We start from the raw sequence: 16225 nt of genomic DNA, 5'->3' as shown, positions 1-16225 counted from the left end.
GCGGGCGGGGGAGCGCGGTGAGCCTTGTCGAGCCGCCGGCCCATCCGGACGAGTCCCCGCCGCGGCCACCGGAACCGGAGCGGCGGGACGACAAGCGGCCCGATAGGCCGCCCCGGCCAGGCGGACGGCCGCGGCCCGTCCGGGAGCTGGTGCTGATCGTCGTGCTGTTCGGGCTCTACAAGCTCGGCCGGCTGTTCTCCAGCGACCGCGTCACGGACGCGTTCGCCAACGCCCGCGGCATCTGGGACCTCGAACGCACCCTGCGCCTGCCGGACGAGGCCGCCGTCCAGCAGGGGATCCTGCACAGCGAGGCGCTGATCCACCTCGCGAACGGCTACTACGCGGTCGTGCACTTCCCGGCGACCGTGCTGTTCCTGCTCTGGATCTACCTGCGGCGGCCCGTCCACTACCGGTGGATCCGCCGCGTCCTGGTGGGGCTGACCGCGGCGGCGCTCGCCCTGCACCTGCTCGTGCCGCTGGCCCCGCCCCGCATGCTCCCCGCCACCGGGCTCATCGACACCGCCGCCAGGTACGGGCCCGCCGTGTACGGCGCCCCGGAGAGCGACATGATCGCCAACCAGTACGCGGCGATGCCGTCCCTGCACATCGGCTGGGCGGCCGTCATCGCGCTCGGGCTCGTCGTGACGTCACGGACGCGGTGGCGGTGGCTGTGGCTCCTGCATCCGGTCACGACCGTCGCGGTCGTCGTCGCCACCGCCAACCACTACTGGCTGGACGGGATCGTCGTGCTGGCGCTGCTGTCGGTCATCGTCCTGCTGCTGCGCCCTCCCGCCGCCCCGCCGGGCGCCGCCGCGTCCGGCGTTCCGGGCTCCGCGCCCAGCGTTTCGAGCAGCTCCACGACGGGCTGAAGCTTCTCGTACAGCAGCAGGACGGGCTCGCCCGGCTCCGCGATGTCCAGCGCCGACGCCAGGGCCCCCTTCAGGTCGCCCGCGGGATGCGTCAGCACGTCCGGGCGCCCCTCCCGCAGCCCCTGGACGATCAGCCGGGTCATCTCGCCGGAGCGGCGTCCCCGCAGGTCCTCGTCCTCGTAGACGACGACGCGGCCGAACGTCCCGGCCAGGGCCCGCGCGGTCTCGCCGACCAGCTCGTCGGACCGGTCGCCCGGCAGCGTGACCGCGGCGACGCCCCCGCCGCCCCAGCGCCGCTCGACGAACGCGCCCATCGCGGTGACCGCCGCCGGGTTGTGCGCGTAGTCGACCAGGACGGGATTGTCCCCGACCTGGTACACGCAGCCGCGGCCCGGGTTGCGCAGGTGCGGGTCGAACGTCCGCAGCGCCCGCGCCACCACGTCCACCGGGACGTCGAGCGCGCGGGCGGCAGCGGCGGCGGCGAGCGCGTTGGCGACGACGTGCACGGCGTGCCCGGCGAACGAGCCCGCCACCTCGTCGGCGGGCAGGATCCGGGTCCGGCGGTCGCCGCGCGCCTCCGTCAGCCAGCCGTGCTGCACGTAGTAGCCGAGGCCGCCGCCTCGCAGATGCTCCGCCAGGACGGGCGCGTCGGCCGCCAGCGCGAAGTAGCGCAGCACCGGGGCGCGGCCCTTGACCGTGGGACGGCCGGCCAGCCCCGCCGCGGCCGGGTCCTCGGCGTTGAGGACGAGGTGCCCGCCGCGCCGGATCTCCTCGGCGACCAGCGCCTTGATGTCGACCAGGTCCTCCAGGGCCTCGGTGTCGTCCACGCCGAGATGGTCGCGGGTGATGTTGGTGACGACGGCGACGTCGGCGCGGTCGTAGCCGAGGCCGCGCCGGACGATCCCGCCCCGCGCGGTCTCCAGCACCGCGGCCTCCACCGACCGGTCGCCGAGCACCATCTCCGCCGACCGCGGCCCGGACGCGTCCGAGAAATGCACCAGCCGGCGGCCCACGTACACGCCCTCGGTGCTGGTCATGCCGGTCCGGCGGCCGTCCAGCTCCAGCATGTGCGCGATCATCCGGACGGTCGTGGTCTTGCCGTTCGTGCCCGTCACCGACACGACCGGGACCCGCGACGGCGTGCCCGCCGGGTACATCAGGTCGACGATGTCGCCGGCGACGTCCCGTCCCGCGCCCTCGTGCGGCGCCAGGTGCATGCGCAGGCCCGGCGCGGCGTTGACCTCAAGGATCCCGGCGGCGCCGCGCTCGGCGGGCAGCGGGGACCCGATGTCGGGCAGCCGCAGGTCGATGCCGCACACGTCCATGCCGACCGTCGCGGCGGCCCGCACGCACATGTCCGCGACCTCGGCGTGGACGCCGTCGGTCACGTCCCGGCTGGTGCCGCCGGTGGACAGGTTCGCGTTGCGGCGCAGCCACACCCGCTCCCCGCTGCCGGGCACCGACCGCGGGCCGTGGCCCTGCCTGGCCAGCAGCGCCAGCTCCGTCGCGCCGAGCGCCAGCCGCGTCAGCGGCCGGTCGTGGCCCTCGCCGCGCGCCGGGTCGGCGTTGACCCGCTCCACCAGCTCGGCGACCGTGGCGGCCCCGTCGCCCGTCACGCACGCCGCCGTCAGCTCCGCCGCCGCCACCACCCGCCCGCCGACGACCAGGACCCGGTAGTCCCGGCCCGGGATGTAGGACTCGACGAGGACCTCGCCCTCCTCGCCCGCCGCCGACGCGAACGCCGCCACGACCTCCGGCGCGCTGGTCAGCTCGATGTGGACGCCCTCGCCCTGGTGCCCCGACAGCGGCTTGACCACCACCGGGGCGCCGATCTCGTGCAGCGCTTCGAGGGCCTCCGCCGGCGACGCCGCCACCCGCCCCTCAGGGACGGGCACGCCCGCGTCGGCGAGGACCCGGTGCGCGAGCCGCTTGTCGCCCGCGACCTCCATCCCGATCGCCGAGGTGCCGTCGGTCATCGCCGCCCACACCGTCCGCCGGTACCGCCCGTACCCGAGCCGCAGCAGGTTCAGCCCGCCGACGCGGCGGACCGGCACGCCCCGGCGGCGCGCGGCCCGCGCCAGCGCCGACGTGCTCACCCCCAGCCGCTCGGTCTCGTGCCCGGCGGCGACGCGGGCCAGGTCGGCGGACGGGTCCGGCACCCGCCCGGCCAGCGCGCCGTTCACGATCCGCAGCGCGAGCGTGATCAGCTGCTCCACCACTGTGCTGCCGGACGGCTCGTCCCGCGGGCACTCCAGGATCACGTCGTACTCGGCGGGGCCGCCCGCGCGGACCGTCCGGCCGAAGAACACCTCCCGGCCGATCAGCCCGGACAGCTCGAGCGCGACGTGCTCGGTGACGTGCCCGAAATAGGTGCCGCGGGCCATCGCGTCCAGCAGGCCGCCCGGACGGCCCGCCGAGCAGTGGTGCGTCCGCAGGCCGGGCAGCGCCTCCACCAGCCGCTCCGCGAAACCGGGATGGTCGGTGGTCTCGTGGCCGGTCAGGCCCTGCAGGTCGAGCCGCGCGATCGCGACGGGACGGGACAGGTAGACGTTGGGGCCGCTCAGGCGGCGCACGTGGTCGAGCCGCACGCTAATCCTCCTCCGGCCCGCGCATGTTGCCGATCGCCGGGAGCTTGTCGTTCATCTGGAACGCGCATCCGGCGGGCAGCAGGTGCAGCGACACGTCGAGCATCGCCATCGGCTCGTCGTCCGAGGCGGCGTAGGCGATGGTGGACTGGCCGGCGTCCACGACCGTGACCACGCCCGTGCCGACGACGTCGAACTGCCCGTCGCCCACCACGATCGCCGTGTCCTCGTCGATGCCGACGCCCAGCAGCCGCGTGTCGAGCGCGATGCCGCTCATCAGCCTCGGCAGCCGCCCGCGCTCGTTGAAATGCATGTCGATCAGCACGTTGTCGAGCAGCCCGAGCCCCGGCCCGACCTTCACGCTGGACGCGGCGACCTCGTGGCCGTGCCCGCCCAGGATCATCCAATGGCCCATCGCGGTCGCGCCCGCGCTCGTCCCGGCGATGACCAGGCCCTCCTGGTCGAGGCGCCGCTTGAGCAGCTCGTTGGTCCGCGACCCCACCAGGGTCCGGATCCGCGACTGGTCTCCGCCGCTGAACAGCACCCCGGTCGCCGCGTCCAGCGCCCGCAGCGTCGCCGCGTCGTCGGCCGCGGCCCGGCCGAGCAGCCGCAGCTCCCGCACCGAGGTCACGCCGAGGCGCCCGAACACGGCGGTGTACTCGTCGGCGACCTCCTCCGGCACCTCGGTCGCCGTCGTCACGACCACGATCCGCGCGTCCTCGCCACCCGCCAGCTCGACGAACGTCTCCAACGCCCCAGACCCGCAGGTGCGGTTCTCCGCACCGCCGATGATCAGCAGCCGGCCCTTGCGTCCGGCGCCCCCGATTTTCTCTTTCACATCAGCTTGCTACCCCTGATGACAGCCTGTAGTCGCGCGAACGCGAGGAGCCGCCGCGCCGGGGCGCCGGCCCTGTGCCATGCTGTCCGGATGAGCGGCAGCCCCGTGCCACCGGACGCCCCCGCCCGTCCCGCCGGGCCCGCCGCGGCGCTCGCCGCCGCGTCCGAGCACTACCTGCGCGGGGAGCCGATCGAGATGTCCGCGCTGGCCGCCGAGCTGGGCGTGGGCCGCGCGACCCTGTACCGGTGGGTCGGCAGCCGCGAGCGCCTCCTCGGCGCCGTCCTCGCGGAGATGACCGAGCGGACCTACCGCGTCGCCGCCCGCGGCGTCGCCGGCGACGGCGCGGAGCGGATCATCCGCGTCCTCGACCGGTTCATGCGCGCGGTGGTGGACGCCGAGCCGCTGAAGGCGTTCACCGAACGGGAGACCAGGCTGTTCATCCGGCTCGCCACCATGCCCGGCACCATCGAGGACCGCGCCACCGAGCTGCTGACCAAGGAGATCCAGGCGGAGATCGACCGCGGCCGGCTGAGCGTCCCGCTGCCGACCCGGACGCTCGCGCAGGCGATCGTCCGCGTCGCGGACTCGTTCATGTACGCGCACTACCTGGGCGGGAACCGGCCGGAGATCGACCAGGCCCTGGAGGTCGTGGAGCTGCTGCTGCGGCCGTGCGGGGAATCTTCCGGCCCGCCGGAACGCTGACTCTTTAACGGGGAATGACCATTTTGTTGGCATTCCCTCGCCATGAGAGGCTGACAGCCATTGGACGCATCGTCGAACGAGGGACGGTCGGGCCGTGAGTGACATCCCCCGCCGCGCCGTGACGCGGACCGCCAAGCTGGCGAGCCTGCCGCTCGGCTTCGCCGGCCGCACCGCGCTCGGGTTCGGCAAGCGGACGATCGGGCGCCCCGCCGAGGCCGTCGCGCTCGAGGTCCAGCGCCGCACCGCCGACCAGCTGTTCGCCGTGCTCGGCGAGCTGAAGGGCGGCGCCATGAAGGTCGGGCAGCTGCTGTCGATCTTCGAGGCGGGGCTGCCGGAGGAGATCGCCGGGCCGTTCCGCGCCAGCCTGACCAGGCTGCAGGAGTCCGCGCCGCCCATGCCGGCCGCGACCACCCACCGCGTCCTGGCCGAAGGGCTCGGCCCTGACTGGCGCGACAGGTTCGCCGAGTTCGACGACCGGCCCGCCGCCGCGGCGTCCATCGGCCAGGTCCACAAGGCGGTCTGGCACGACGGACGGACGGTCGCGGTCAAGGTCCAGTACCCCGGCGCCGCCCAGGCCCTGATGAGCGACTTCAACCAGATCTCGCGCCTCAGCAGGCTCTTCACCCCGCTGTTCCCCGGCGTCGAGGTCAAACCCGTGATCGCCGACCTCAAGCGCCGGCTGGAGAAGGAGCTCGACTACGTCGACGAGGCCCGCGCCCAGACCGCCTTCCACGACGCCTACGCCGAAGACCCCGACTTCGTCGTTCCCGCGGTCGTCGCGCAGTCGGGCAACGTCCTCGTCACCGAGTGGCTGGATGGCACCCCGCTCGCCAAGGTCATCGCCGACGGCTCCCAGGAGCAGCGCGACCGCGCGGGCCTGCTGCTGTTCCGCTTCCTGCTCTCCGGCCCGGACCGCTGCGAGATGATCCACATCGACCCGCACCCGGGCAATTTCCGGCTGCTGGACGACGGCCGCCTCGGCGTCATGGACTTCGGCGGCGCCGCCCGCGTCCCGGCCGAGCTGCAGTGGTCGATCGGCCGCCTGCTGCGCATCGGCACGCTCGGCGACCCCGGCGACATCGTCGAGGCGCTGCGCGAGGAGGGCTTCCTCGCGCCGGACGCCGACGTCGACCCGGAGGAGGTCGCCGAACTCGTCGCGCCGCACGCCGCCCCGTTCGCCGTCGAACGCTTCCGGTACTCCCGCGAATGGCTGCGCGAGCAGACGGCCCGGGGGCTCGGGCTCGCGTCCGACATGCGCCCCGGCGCGCTCGCCCGCCAGTTCCGGCTGCCGCCCCAGTACCTGGCCGTCAGCCGCGCCCTGTCCGGCTGCGGCGGCGTCCTGTGCCAGCTGGAGGCCGAGGGCGAGTTCCGCGCCGAGGCCGAACGCTGGCTCCCCGGCTTCGCCGACGACGACCCCGACCTGGACGACCAGACCCAAGTCACCGCCTGACCTTCACACACCGAGCGGAGGGCGGGACGTACAGCGGGGACGTACAGCGGGGGCGGGACGTACGAAGCGCCCGGAGCGAGCGCAGCGAGCGGAGGGCGCCTCCGGGTTTCAGGCGAGGGCCCGCGCCTCCTCTTCCTCGACCTGCTGGTTCCATTCGCGCTTGCTCGACTGCCAGCCGTCCTCGTCGCGTCCGCGGCGCCAGTAGCCCGAGATGGACAGGCGCTCCATCGGCAGGCCGCGCTCGACGCGCAGGTGCCGCCGCAGCGTCTTGATGAAGGTCGCCTCGCCGTGGACGAACGCGTGCACGTCCTCGCTGGGGAACTCCAGCTTCTGGACGGCCTCGACCAGCAGATCCCCGACCTGGCCGCCGTTGCGGTGCAGCCACACCACGTCCGCGTCGCCCGGGGTCGGCAGGTCCTGCTCCTCCTCGGGTCCGGCGACCTCGACGAACACGCGGACCGGCGCGCCCGGCGGGATCCGTTCGAGCGACGCGGCGATGGCCGGCAGCGCGCTCTCGTCGCCGACCAGCAGATGCCAGCCCGCGTCGGGGCGGGGCGCGTAGGCGCCGCCCGGCCCCATGAAGTAGATCTCCTCGCCGGGACGGGCGCTCGCCGCCCACGGCCCCGCGAGCCCCTTGTCGCCGTGGTGGACGAAGTCGATCGTGAGCTCGACGGCCTCGGGATCCCACGCCCGGACGGTGTAGGTCCGCGTGGACGGCCACTGCTCCCGCGGCATCTCCGCGCGGACCCGCTCCATGTCGAGCGGCTCGGGGTAGACGACGCCCGGCTGCTTGAACTGCAGCTTCACGTAGTGGTCGGTGAACTCTCCCGCGCCGAATCCGGCGAGGTCCTCACCGCCGATGACCACGCGGATCATGTGCGGGGTGAGCCGCTCGGTGCGCAGCACCGTCCCCTTGGTCAGCCTGCGTCCCTTGCGGGCCGGTTCCGTCGCCATGCACCCCTCCGATGAGCCCGGTAAGTACTTAGGCAAGCCTAACCACCGGTTCGCCCGGATTGTTCCGCCGGGTCACCGCCGGGCCGCGAGGATGACGGTACGGCGTCAGCCCGCCGAGGCGAGCCGGGCCGCGCGGGTACGTGCGACCTCGGCGGCGACCGCCTCGAACGCGGTGTCCGTCTCGTTCCCGCCGACGACGGTGGCCAGCGTCGACTTGACGATCACGACGCCGTGCCGCGGCGAGACCCAGATGTGCTGGCCGCCCAGGCCGTTGGCGGAGAACGCGCCGTCCGCGCCCAGCCACCACTGGAAGCCGTACCCCTGGTTGAACGGCGCGGACGGGCGCGTCGACTCCGTCACCCATGAGGCGGGGACGACCTGCCGCCCGTTCGCCCTGCCGCCGTTCAGGTACAGCAGCCCGAACCGCGCGAAGTCGCGATCGGTGGCGTAGTAGCAGCAGTACGCCATGCTGTTCCCGTTGGAGTCGTTGCCCAGGTAAGCCTTCGACGCCATCCCGGCCGGTTCCCAGATCTTCCGCTGCACGTAGGCGTGGTACGGGACGCCGGTCGTCCTCGCGACGACCCATCCGAGGACGAACGTGTTCATGCTGGTGTACTCGAACCTCGTCCCCGGCTCCCAGCCGCGCTTGCGCTGCCTCGCCATCTCGGTCAGCGGGTACCCGAGGCTCGCGGCGACGTGCACGGGCGGGACGTCGACCGTCTCCTCCCACGCTATGCCCGACGACATGCGCAGCAGGTCCCGCAGCGAGACGCCGTCGTACCCGGAGCCCTTCAACTCCGGGATGTATTTGGTGACCGGATCGTCGATCGAGTCGATGAACCCTTCGCCGAGCGCGATGCCCACGGCCGCCGACGTGAACGACTTCGCCATCGACCATGACTGGAAGAGGCTGTCGCGTCCAGCGGCGACGTAGCGCTCGAAGACGATGTCGTGCCCGTCCAGGACGACGAAGCCCTGCGTCCCCGTGCGGAGGAGGTAGTCGTCGAGCGTGTGCGTCCGTCCCTCGTAGGTGTAGGTGACCGAAAGCGGACGGTGAGCCTCGCGCAGCTCCACCGGCCGGGACGACGGGACCAGCGCATCGGATCCGGCCGACCGCTCCGCGGCCGCGGCGGACGGCGGCCGGGGCGGCGAGGGGGTCGCCGGGGGAGCGGCGGACGCCGGGGGAGCGGCGAGTGCGGCGGTGACGGCGGCGGCGGCGAGTGTGAGCGTCCAGGGCCTGCGGCGCATCGGACCTCCGTGAGGGCTCGGCGGGTTCCGCCCCGATGGTGAGCGACCCGCACCGGCCCGTCTATAGCGCCGGGCAACGAAATCCGTACCCCCGGCGTGCGGCCGGGCGAAGGGTGGCGGCCTGCGCCGCGTGACCCTCCGAACAGGTTCATCTGCGGTACGTTCATGAGGCCCGCGCGACCCCACGCCCGACCGCGCCGCACGGAGGAGCGATGTCCGTTCTCGCCCAGCTGCTCACCGCCGTCCACGACGGCTCGGTGGAGATCGTCGATCTGACCGCCCCGCTGTCGGAGCGCACCCCGATCCTCCGGCTGCCGGAGCCGTTCGCCAACACCGTGCCCTTCCGGCTCAAGGAGATCAGCCGGTACGACGACCGCGGCGCGGCCTGGTACTGGAACGACATCGAGACGGGCGAGCACGTCGGCACCCATTTCGACGCGCCCGTGCACTGGGTCACCGGCCGCGACGGCGAGGACGTCGCGCAGGTCCCGCCCCGCCGCCTCGTCGGCCCCGCCGCCGTGCTGGACGCGTCCGCGCACGCCGCCGCCGACCCCGACTTCCTGCTGGAGATCGAGCACGTCCGGGCCTGGGAGGAGGAGCACGGCCCGCTGCCCGACGGCGGCTGGCTCCTCTACCGCACCGGCTGGGACGCCCTGTCCGGCGACCAGGACACCTTCCTCAACGCCGACCGCGACGGCCCGCACACCCCCGGGATCTCGCCCGAGTGCGCGCGGTGGCTCGCCGAGGAGACGCCCGTCATCGGCCTCGGCGTGGAGACCGTCGGCACCGACGCGGGCGGCGCGCACGCGTTCGACCCGCCGTTCCCGTGCCACTCCTACTTCCTCGGCGCCGGCAAGTACGGGCTCACCCAGCTGCGGAACCTCGACCGGCTGCCCGCCCGCGGCGCCGTGCTGCTCGCGTCGCCGCTGCCGATCGTCGGCGGCTCCGGCAGCCCCGCCCGCGTGCTCGCCCTGGTCGAACGATGAACGTCGCGGAGGCCGTGGGCGAGGCCCTGGCGCGGCTCGGCGCCCGCACGGTCTTCGGGGTCGTCGGCAGCGGCAACTTCCACGTCACCAACGCGATGATCGCGAACGGGGCCCGGTTCGTCGCCGCCCGGCACGAGGGCGGCGCCGCCACGATGGCCGACGCCTACGCGCGGGTCGGCGGCGGCCTCGGGGTCGTGACCGTCCACCAGGGGCCGGGCCTCACCAACGCCGTCACCGGCATCGCCGAGGCCGCCAAGAGCCGCACGCCGCTGCTGGTCGTCGCGGGCGAGGTCGCCGCCTCCGCGGTCCGCTCCAACTTCCGCGTCGACCAGGCGGCCATCGCGGCGGCGGTCGGCGCCGTCCCCGAGCGGGTCCACTCCCCGCGGACCGCGCTCGCGGACGTGACCCGCGCCTGCCGCACCGCCGTCGCCGAGCGCCGCACCGTCCTGCTCGGGCTGCCCCTGGACATCCAGGCCGCCGAGCACCCCGCCCCCGCGCCGCGGCCCGCGCCCTCCGGCAGGCGCCCCTCCCAGGTGCCGCCGCTGCCCGTGCCGCCGGCGGCCGCGATCGCCCGGCTCGCCGACGTGCTGCAGGCCGCGCGCCGCCCGGTGTTCATCGCCGGGCGGGGCGCGCGGCTGTCCGGCGCGGCCGAGCCGCTCGCGGACCTGGCTGCCCGCTGCGGCGCGCTCACCGCGACGTCCGCCGTCGCCCGCGGCCTGTTCGCCGGCGACCCCTTCGGCCTCGACGTCAGCGGCGGGTTCGCCACCCCGGCCGCCGCCGAGCTGATCGCCGGCGCCGACCTGATCGTCGGCTGGGGCTGCGCGCTGAACATGTGGACGACCCGGCACGGCGCGCTCGTCGCCAGGGACGCGACGGTCGTCCAGGTCGACGTGGACGCCCGGGCGCTCGGCGCGCACCGCCCCGTCGACCTCGGCCTGATCGGCGACGCGGCCGAGACGGCGCAGGCCGTGGACGCCGAGCTGGACGCGCGCGGGCACTCCGCGTCCGGCTACCGCACGCCCGGCGTCGCGGAGCGGCTCGCCCGCGAGGGGCGCTGGCAGGACGTCCCGTACGAGGAGCACCCCCCGGACGAGGACGGCGCCGACGGCCCGCGCATCGACCCGCGGACCCTGACGATCGCCCTCGACCGGATGCTGCCCCGCGAACGCACCGTCGCCGTCGACTCCGGCAACTTCATGGGCTACCCGGCCATGTTCCTGGACGTCCCCGACGCCGACGGGCTCGTGTTCACCCAGGCGTTCCAGTCGGTCGGGCTCGGCCTCGCCACCGCCATCGGCGCCGCCCTCGCCCGCCCCGACCGGCTCACCGTCGCCGCGCTCGGCGACGGCGGCGCGCTGATGGCCGTCGCCGAGCTGGAGACGGCCGTCCGGCTCGGGCTCGGGCTGCTCGTGGTCGTCTACGACGACGAGGCGTACGGCGCCGAGCTGCACCATTTCGCGCCCGGCGGGCATCCGCTGGACACGGTCACGTTCCCGCCCGCCGACCTGGCCGCGATCGGGCGCGGGTTCGGCTGCGCCGCGGCGACCGTCCGGCGCCCCGCCGACCTCGCCGCGGTCGAGACCTGGCTCGCGGGCCCGCGCGACCGCCCGATGGTCGTGGACGCCAAGATCACGCGCGGCCGGCCCGCCTGGTGGCTGGAAGAGGCGTTCCGCGGTCACTGACCGTGTTTGCCCCGCCACTCCTGGGAACGATCACCGACGTCCCGGAGGAGGAGAGATGGCGCGAGGCCCGAAGGTTCCCGAGCTCGCCGCGGAGATGGCCGCGGAGTTCGCCGGCACGATGATCCTGATCCTGTTCGGCGTGGGCGTCGTCGCGCAGGTGGTCGCCGGCAGCGGGCTCGGCGATCCGCAGAGCCTCGGCGGCCACGACGCCATCGCCTGGGCCTGGGGCATCGGCGTGACGCTCGGCGTGTACGTCGCGGCCCGCATCAGCGGCGGGCACATCAACCCGGCCGTCACCTTCGCCCTCGCGGTCTTCAAGGGCTTCCCGTGGCGCAAGGTCCTCCCGTTCTGGTTCGCCCAGCTGCTCGGGGCGTTCACGGCCGCGCTGATCGTCCGGTGGAACTACAGCGAGATCCTGCAGAAGTTCGACCCCGGGCTGACGGAGAAGACGCACATCGTCTTCTCCACCATGCCCGGCAACGGGACGCTGCCGATCGGGACGTGGGGCGCGTTCCGCGACCAGGTGATCGGGACCGCGATCCTGCTGTTCCTCGTCCTCGCCCTCACCGACCTGCGCAACGCGCCGCCGCTCGCGAACCTGGCGCCGCTCATCATCGGGCTCATCGTCGTCGCGATCGGTATGGCGTTCGGCTCCGCCGCCGGGTACGCGATCAACCCGGCCCGCGACCTCGGGCCGCGGCTCGTCCAGTGGCTCACCGGCTACGGGTCGGACGCATGGCGAGATCAGTACGGGCAGTTGTACTTCTGGGTCCCGCTCGTGGCCCCGCTGATCGGCGCCGTGCTCGGCGCCGGGCTGTACATCCTGCTCATCGGGCGCAACATCCCCGGCGAGGGGGAGGAGGGCGTGCCCACCCGGCCCGAGCCGGAGTACGACGTCACCTGACGGGTCCCGCGCCACACGCAGAAAGGGGAGAGCCGATGGCCGACTTCGTCGGAGCGCTCGACCAGGGCACCACCAGCACCCGCTTCATGATCTTCGACCACGGCGGGAACGAGGTCGCCCGCCACCAGCTCGAACACGATCAGATCCTGCCCCAGGCGGGATGGGTGGAGCACAACCCGACCGAGATCTGGGAACGCACCCGCGCCGTCATCCAGAGCACCCTGAACAAGGCGCACCTGACGTACGCCGACCTGGCCGCGCTCGGGATCACCAACCAGCGCGAGACGACCGTGGTGTGGAACCGGCGGACCGGGCGTCCGTACTACAACGCGATCGTCTGGCAGGACACCCGCACCGACCGGATCGCGTCCGCGCTCGAACGCGACGGGCGGGGCGAGACGATCCGGCACCGCGCCGGTCTTCCGCCCGCCACGTATTTCTCCGGTGGGAAGATCCAGTGGATTCTGGAGAACGTCGACGGCGTCCGCGAGGCCGCCGAGAACGGCGACGCCGTCTTCGGGAACATCGACACGTGGGTGCTGTGGAACCTGACCGGCGGGACGGACGGCGGCGTCCACGTCACCGACCCCACCAACGCCAGCCGCACCATGCTGATGGACCTGGAGACCCTCGATTGGGACGACCAGCTCCTGTCGTTCTTCGGCATCCCGCGCCAGATGCTGCCGCAGATCAAACCGTCCTCGGCGCCCGAACCGTACGGGATGACCCGTGCGGACGGCCCGCTCGGCGGCGAGGTCCCCCTGACGGGCATCCTCGGTGACCAGCAGGCGGCGACGGTGGGGCAGGTGTGCTTCGCGCCCGGCGAGGCCAAGAACACCTACGGCACCGGCAACTTCCTGCTGCTCAACACAGGTGAGGAACTGGTCAGGTCCAAGGCCGGGATGCTCACCACCGTCTGCTACAAGTTCGGCGACAGCGCACCGGTGTACGCGCTGGAGGGGTCGATCGCGGTGACGGGGTCGGCGGTGCAGTGGCTGCGCGACCAGCTGGGCATCATCTCCGGCGCCGCGCAAAGCGAAGCCCTGGCCCGCCAGGTCGACGACAACGGCGGGGTGTACTTCGTGCCCGCCTTCTCCGGCCTGTTCGCCCCCTACTGGCGCTCGGACGCCCGCGGCGCCATCGTCGGCCTGTCGCGCTTCAACACCAACGCCCACCTGGCCCGCGCCACCCTGGAATCGATCTGCTACCAATCCCGCGACGTCGTCGAAGCCATGCGCGAAGACTCCGGCGTCGCGCTGGACGTGCTCAAGGTCGACGGCGGCGTCACCGCCAACGAACTGTGCATGCAGCTGCAGGCCGACATCCTCGGCGTCCCGGTCTCGCGGCCGGTGGTGGCCGAGACCACCGCGCTGGGCGCCGCCTACGCCGCCGGCCTGGCCGTCGGGTTCTGGACCACCACCGAGGAACTGCGCCGCAACTGGAACCAAGACCGCCGCTGGGAACCCACCTGGGACGACGACCAACGCAGCCACGGCTACGCCGGCTGGAAGAAGGCCGTCGAACGCACCTACGGGTGGGTGGACGTCGACTGAACGATCACCGGAATGGCGGTCCTTCACGGGCCCGCCGGGGGAGGAGCCGCCGTATGACCAGACGCCTTGCCGCCGTCGCGCTCACCGCTGCCGTGGGCGTGGCGACGCTCACCGCCGCCGAGGCCGCGCCCGCCGTCGCGGCCCGGGCCGCCGCCGTCCAGCATCAGGGCCCGCAGAAGGGCATCGACTTCACCGGGATCGTCGCGCTGAGCAACTGCTCGGGGTCCCTGGTGCGCGGGCCGCGGTCCCGTGACACTGACGCGGCGCTGGTCATGACCAACGGCCACTGCCTGGAGTCGGGGATGCCGAAGGCCGGCGAGGTGATCGTGGACAAGGGGTCGTCCAGGACGTTCACGCTCCTCGACCGGACCGGCAAGAAGAACCTGGGCACCCTCCGGGCCACCAGGATCGAGTACGCCACCATGACCGACACGGACGTGGCGATCTACCGGCTGGACGCCACCTACGCCGCCATCGAGAAGCGGCACGGCGCCACCGCGCTGCGCCTGTCGACGGCCCGACCGCACGACGGCACCGCGATCAAGGTCGTGTCGGGCTACTGGAAGAAGATCTACACCTGCGAGATCGACACGACCGTGCACCGGCTCCGCGAAGCCGGCTGGACGTGGAAGGACTCCATCCGGTACACGCCGGAATGCGAGACGATCCACGGCACGTCCGGGTCGCCGGTCGTCGACGTCCGGACGCGCCAGGTCGTCGGCGTCAACAACACCGGCAACGACGACGGCGAGCGCTGCACGCTCAATAACCCGTGCGAGGTCGACCGCGACGGCGACGTCACCGTCCGGCGCGGCGCGCACTACGCCCAGCAGACGTACCTGCTCGCCCGCTGCCTCGGCAAGGACAGCGACGTCGTGCTCGGCCAAGCGTGCGCCCTGCCAAGGCCGTGACAGACGGCCCGAGGCCGTAGCCGTCAGCCGTACCCGTCAGCGGTCCAGGGTGAGGAGCCCGTCCACCACTTGGACGAGGTCGTCGCCGGTCACGTCCGGCGGCGCGAAGGCGTCGCCGTAGCGGCCTTCGAGCCGTCCGACCCAGCCGGTGACCAGCCCGGCGCGCTTGGCGCCGTGGCAGTCCCAGGCGTGCGCCGCCACCAGCGCGAGCCGGTCGGCGGGCACGCCGGTCGCGGCGGCCGCGTGCGCGTAGACGGCGGCGGACGGCTTCCACCGCCGCACCTCCTCGATGCCGATCACCCGGTCGACCAGGTCGGTGAGGCCCGCGTGGTCGAGGAACGCCATCGTGGTGGCGCCGGCGCCGTTGGTCAGGCAGACGGCGGGGACGTCCGCCGCCGCGAGACGCCGCAGCGCGGGGTCCACGTCCAGATGGGCCGGGAGCGAGGCGAGACCGTCCAGGACGTGCTCGACGGCCGCGTCGTCCAGGACGGCGGGGGCGTTCCCCGCGCGCCGCCCGGCGGAGAAGGAGACGGCGCGCAGCGCTCCCTCCGCGACCGGGCGGAACGGCTGGAAATCGCCGGTCGCCGTCAGCGCCATGCCGTCGCGGAGCGTCCGGGCGTACCAGGTGTCCAGCGCCTCGCCGGGGAGGCCGGCGTCTTCGAAGCGGGCGCGCAGCGGCTCCAGCCGCATCATCGTCTCCATCACGTCGAAGGCGACGATGCGGGGCCTCCGAGGGGTCACCGCTCCGCCAGCAGCCCGGCGCGGAGCCGGTCCAGCGTGGCGCGGAGCAGCCGCGAGACGTGCATCTGGGAGAGCCCGATCTGCTCGGCGATCTGGGTCTGCGTCTTGTTGCCGAAGAACCGCAGCAGCAGGATCGTCCGCTCGCGCTCGGGGAGGTCGTCGATCAGCGGGGCGAGGGCGTGGCCGTCGATGAAGGCGTCCAGCGCCGGGTCGTCCGACCCGAGGTACTCGCCGACCGTCCCGTTGTCGCCGGCCGCCGACCCGTCCGCCGGGGCCTCAAGGGACAGCGGGCGGTAGGCGTCGCAGGCGACGATGACCTCGACGGTCTCCTCCTCGGTGATCTCCATCAGCGCGGCGATCTCCGCGGTCGTGGGGGAGCGGCCCCGCTCGCGGGTGAACTCCTGGACGGTGCGCTGCAGCACCGGCCGCAGCTCCTGGATGCGGCGCGACACCCGGACGCCCCACGTCTTGTCGCGGAAGTGCCGCTTCACCTCCCCGGTCACCACCGGGTACGCGTAGGTGACGAACCGGTCGCCGATCCCCGGGTCGAACCGGTTGATGGCCTTGACCAGCCCCAGGTAGGCGACCTGCTGGAGGTCGTCGAGCGGCTCGCCGCGGTTGGCGTACCGGCGCGCCACCCCCCGGACGAGCCCCGCGTGCATGTCGACGATCCGCGCCCGGAGCCGCTCCCGCCGGGGATCGCCCTCCGCCAGCCGGTTCATCTCCGCAAGCAGCGTCTCGGTCTGTCCGTCGTTGACCCGGGCGGTGGTGGACTGCGCAGCCGTCATGCGTGTCGTCTCCC

Annotated in this window: 13 protein-coding genes and 1 pseudogene; 8 read left to right on the top strand and 6 right to left on the bottom strand. The window is 73.6% G+C overall.

Annotated features, from left to right (window positions below; genetic code table 11):
- Positions 1-869, top strand: an 869-nt coding sequence (locus E1287_RS29720) for a phosphatase PAP2 family protein (protein WP_347813994.1), incomplete at its 5' end; no start/stop codon positions are given.
- 29 nt (positions 870-898) lie between these two features.
- Here the strand turns inward: E1287_RS29720 and cphA are convergent.
- Positions 899-3442 (bottom strand): annotated as a pseudogene (cphA, locus tag E1287_RS45895) (cyanophycin synthetase); the annotation flags it as partial.
- 16 nt (positions 3443-3458) lie between these two features.
- Positions 3459-4292, bottom strand: coding sequence for a cyanophycinase (locus E1287_RS29710; protein WP_207934537.1), 834 nt, complete (start codon positions 4290-4292; stop codon positions 3459-3461).
- 90 nt (positions 4293-4382) lie between these two features.
- Here E1287_RS29710 and E1287_RS29705 point away from each other — a divergent pair, with 90 nt between their 5' ends.
- Complete coding sequence (locus tag E1287_RS29705; RefSeq protein ID WP_131968571.1) at positions 4383-4994, top strand: QsdR family transcriptional regulator; 612 nt, start codon at positions 4383-4385, stop codon at positions 4992-4994.
- Positions 4995-5088: 94 nt separating this feature from the next.
- Positions 5089-6444 (top strand): AarF/ABC1/UbiB kinase family protein, encoded by a 1356-nt coding sequence (locus E1287_RS29700; protein ID WP_165969236.1) that lies wholly within the window; start codon positions 5089-5091, stop codon positions 6442-6444.
- Between the two features lie 108 nt (positions 6445-6552).
- Here E1287_RS29700 and E1287_RS29695 read toward each other — a convergent pair whose 3' ends face one another.
- A complete protein-coding gene (locus tag E1287_RS29695) occupies positions 6553-7398 on the bottom strand; it encodes a siderophore-interacting protein (protein WP_131968570.1) in 846 nt (281 codons plus the stop codon).
- Between the two features lie 105 nt (positions 7399-7503).
- The gene (locus E1287_RS29690; protein ID WP_131968569.1) at positions 7504-8646 is read right to left on the bottom strand and encodes a serine hydrolase; all 1143 of its coding nucleotides are present in this window, start codon (positions 8644-8646) and stop codon (positions 7504-7506) included.
- 212 nt (positions 8647-8858) lie between these two features.
- Between E1287_RS29690 and E1287_RS29685 the strand changes: the two genes are divergently transcribed.
- The 5 genes from E1287_RS29685 to E1287_RS29665 are packed head-to-tail and all read left to right on the top strand — an operon-like array spanning position 8859 to position 14682.
- Positions 8859-9632 (top strand): cyclase family protein, encoded by a 774-nt coding sequence (locus E1287_RS29685; protein ID WP_131968568.1) that lies wholly within the window; start codon positions 8859-8861, stop codon positions 9630-9632.
- A complete protein-coding gene (locus E1287_RS29680; protein ID WP_131968567.1) occupies positions 9629-11314 on the top strand; it encodes a thiamine pyrophosphate-binding protein in 1686 nt (561 codons plus the stop codon). Before E1287_RS29685 ends, E1287_RS29680 begins: the two co-directional genes overlap by 4 nt.
- 55 nt (positions 11315-11369) lie before the next feature.
- Positions 11370-12218: an MIP/aquaporin family protein gene (locus E1287_RS29675; protein ID WP_131968566.1), complete on the top strand. Its 849-nt coding sequence runs from the start codon at positions 11370-11372 to the stop codon at positions 12216-12218.
- A gap of 35 nt (positions 12219-12253) precedes the next feature.
- On the top strand, positions 12254-13771 hold the full coding sequence (glpK, locus tag E1287_RS29670; protein ID WP_131968565.1) for a glycerol kinase GlpK: 1518 nt from the start codon (positions 12254-12256) through the stop codon (positions 13769-13771).
- 53 nt (positions 13772-13824) lie between these two features.
- A complete protein-coding gene (locus E1287_RS29665; RefSeq protein ID WP_131968564.1) occupies positions 13825-14682 on the top strand; it encodes a serine protease in 858 nt (285 codons plus the stop codon).
- 36 nt (positions 14683-14718) lie between these two features.
- On the opposite strand, the gene E1287_RS29660 is transcribed toward E1287_RS29665, so the two are convergent.
- Positions 14719-15423, bottom strand: coding sequence for a haloacid dehalogenase type II (locus tag E1287_RS29660; protein WP_243719521.1), 705 nt, complete (start codon positions 15421-15423; stop codon positions 14719-14721).
- The gene (locus tag E1287_RS29655) at positions 15420-16211 is read right to left on the bottom strand and encodes a SigB/SigF/SigG family RNA polymerase sigma factor (RefSeq protein WP_131968563.1); all 792 of its coding nucleotides are present in this window, start codon (positions 16209-16211) and stop codon (positions 15420-15422) included. The genes E1287_RS29660 and E1287_RS29655 overlap by 4 nt, the downstream gene beginning before the upstream one ends.
- Positions 16212-16225: the final 14 nt, after the last annotated feature.

It is taken from the genome of Actinomadura sp. KC06 (assembly GCF_004348735.1).
Taxonomy (GTDB): domain Bacteria; phylum Actinomycetota; class Actinomycetes; order Streptosporangiales; family Streptosporangiaceae; genus Spirillospora.
Note: the sequence above shows the minus strand (reverse complement) of the source record. Positions and strands in the feature narration are given on the sequence as shown.

Coding starts and splice junctions, on each gene's coding strand:
- E1287_RS29705 (WP_131968571.1), top strand. CDS start 4,383: ATGAGCGGCAGCCCCGTGCCACCGGACGCCCCCGCCCGTCCCGCCGGG.
- E1287_RS29695 (WP_131968570.1), bottom strand. CDS start 7,398: ATGGCGACGGAACCGGCCCGCAAGGGACGCAGGCTGACCAAGGGGACG.
- E1287_RS29690 (WP_131968569.1), bottom strand. CDS start 8,646: ATGCGCCGCAGGCCCTGGACGCTCACACTCGCCGCCGCCGCCGTCACC.
- E1287_RS29685 (WP_131968568.1), top strand. CDS start 8,859: ATGTCCGTTCTCGCCCAGCTGCTCACCGCCGTCCACGACGGCTCGGTG.
- E1287_RS29680 (WP_131968567.1), top strand. CDS start 9,629: ATGAACGTCGCGGAGGCCGTGGGCGAGGCCCTGGCGCGGCTCGGCGCC.
- E1287_RS29675 (WP_131968566.1), top strand. CDS start 11,370: ATGGCGCGAGGCCCGAAGGTTCCCGAGCTCGCCGCGGAGATGGCCGCG.
- glpK (WP_131968565.1), top strand. CDS start 12,254: ATGGCCGACTTCGTCGGAGCGCTCGACCAGGGCACCACCAGCACCCGC.
- E1287_RS29665 (WP_131968564.1), top strand. CDS start 13,825: ATGACCAGACGCCTTGCCGCCGTCGCGCTCACCGCTGCCGTGGGCGTG.
- E1287_RS29655 (WP_131968563.1), bottom strand. CDS start 16,211: ATGACGGCTGCGCAGTCCACCACCGCCCGGGTCAACGACGGACAGACC.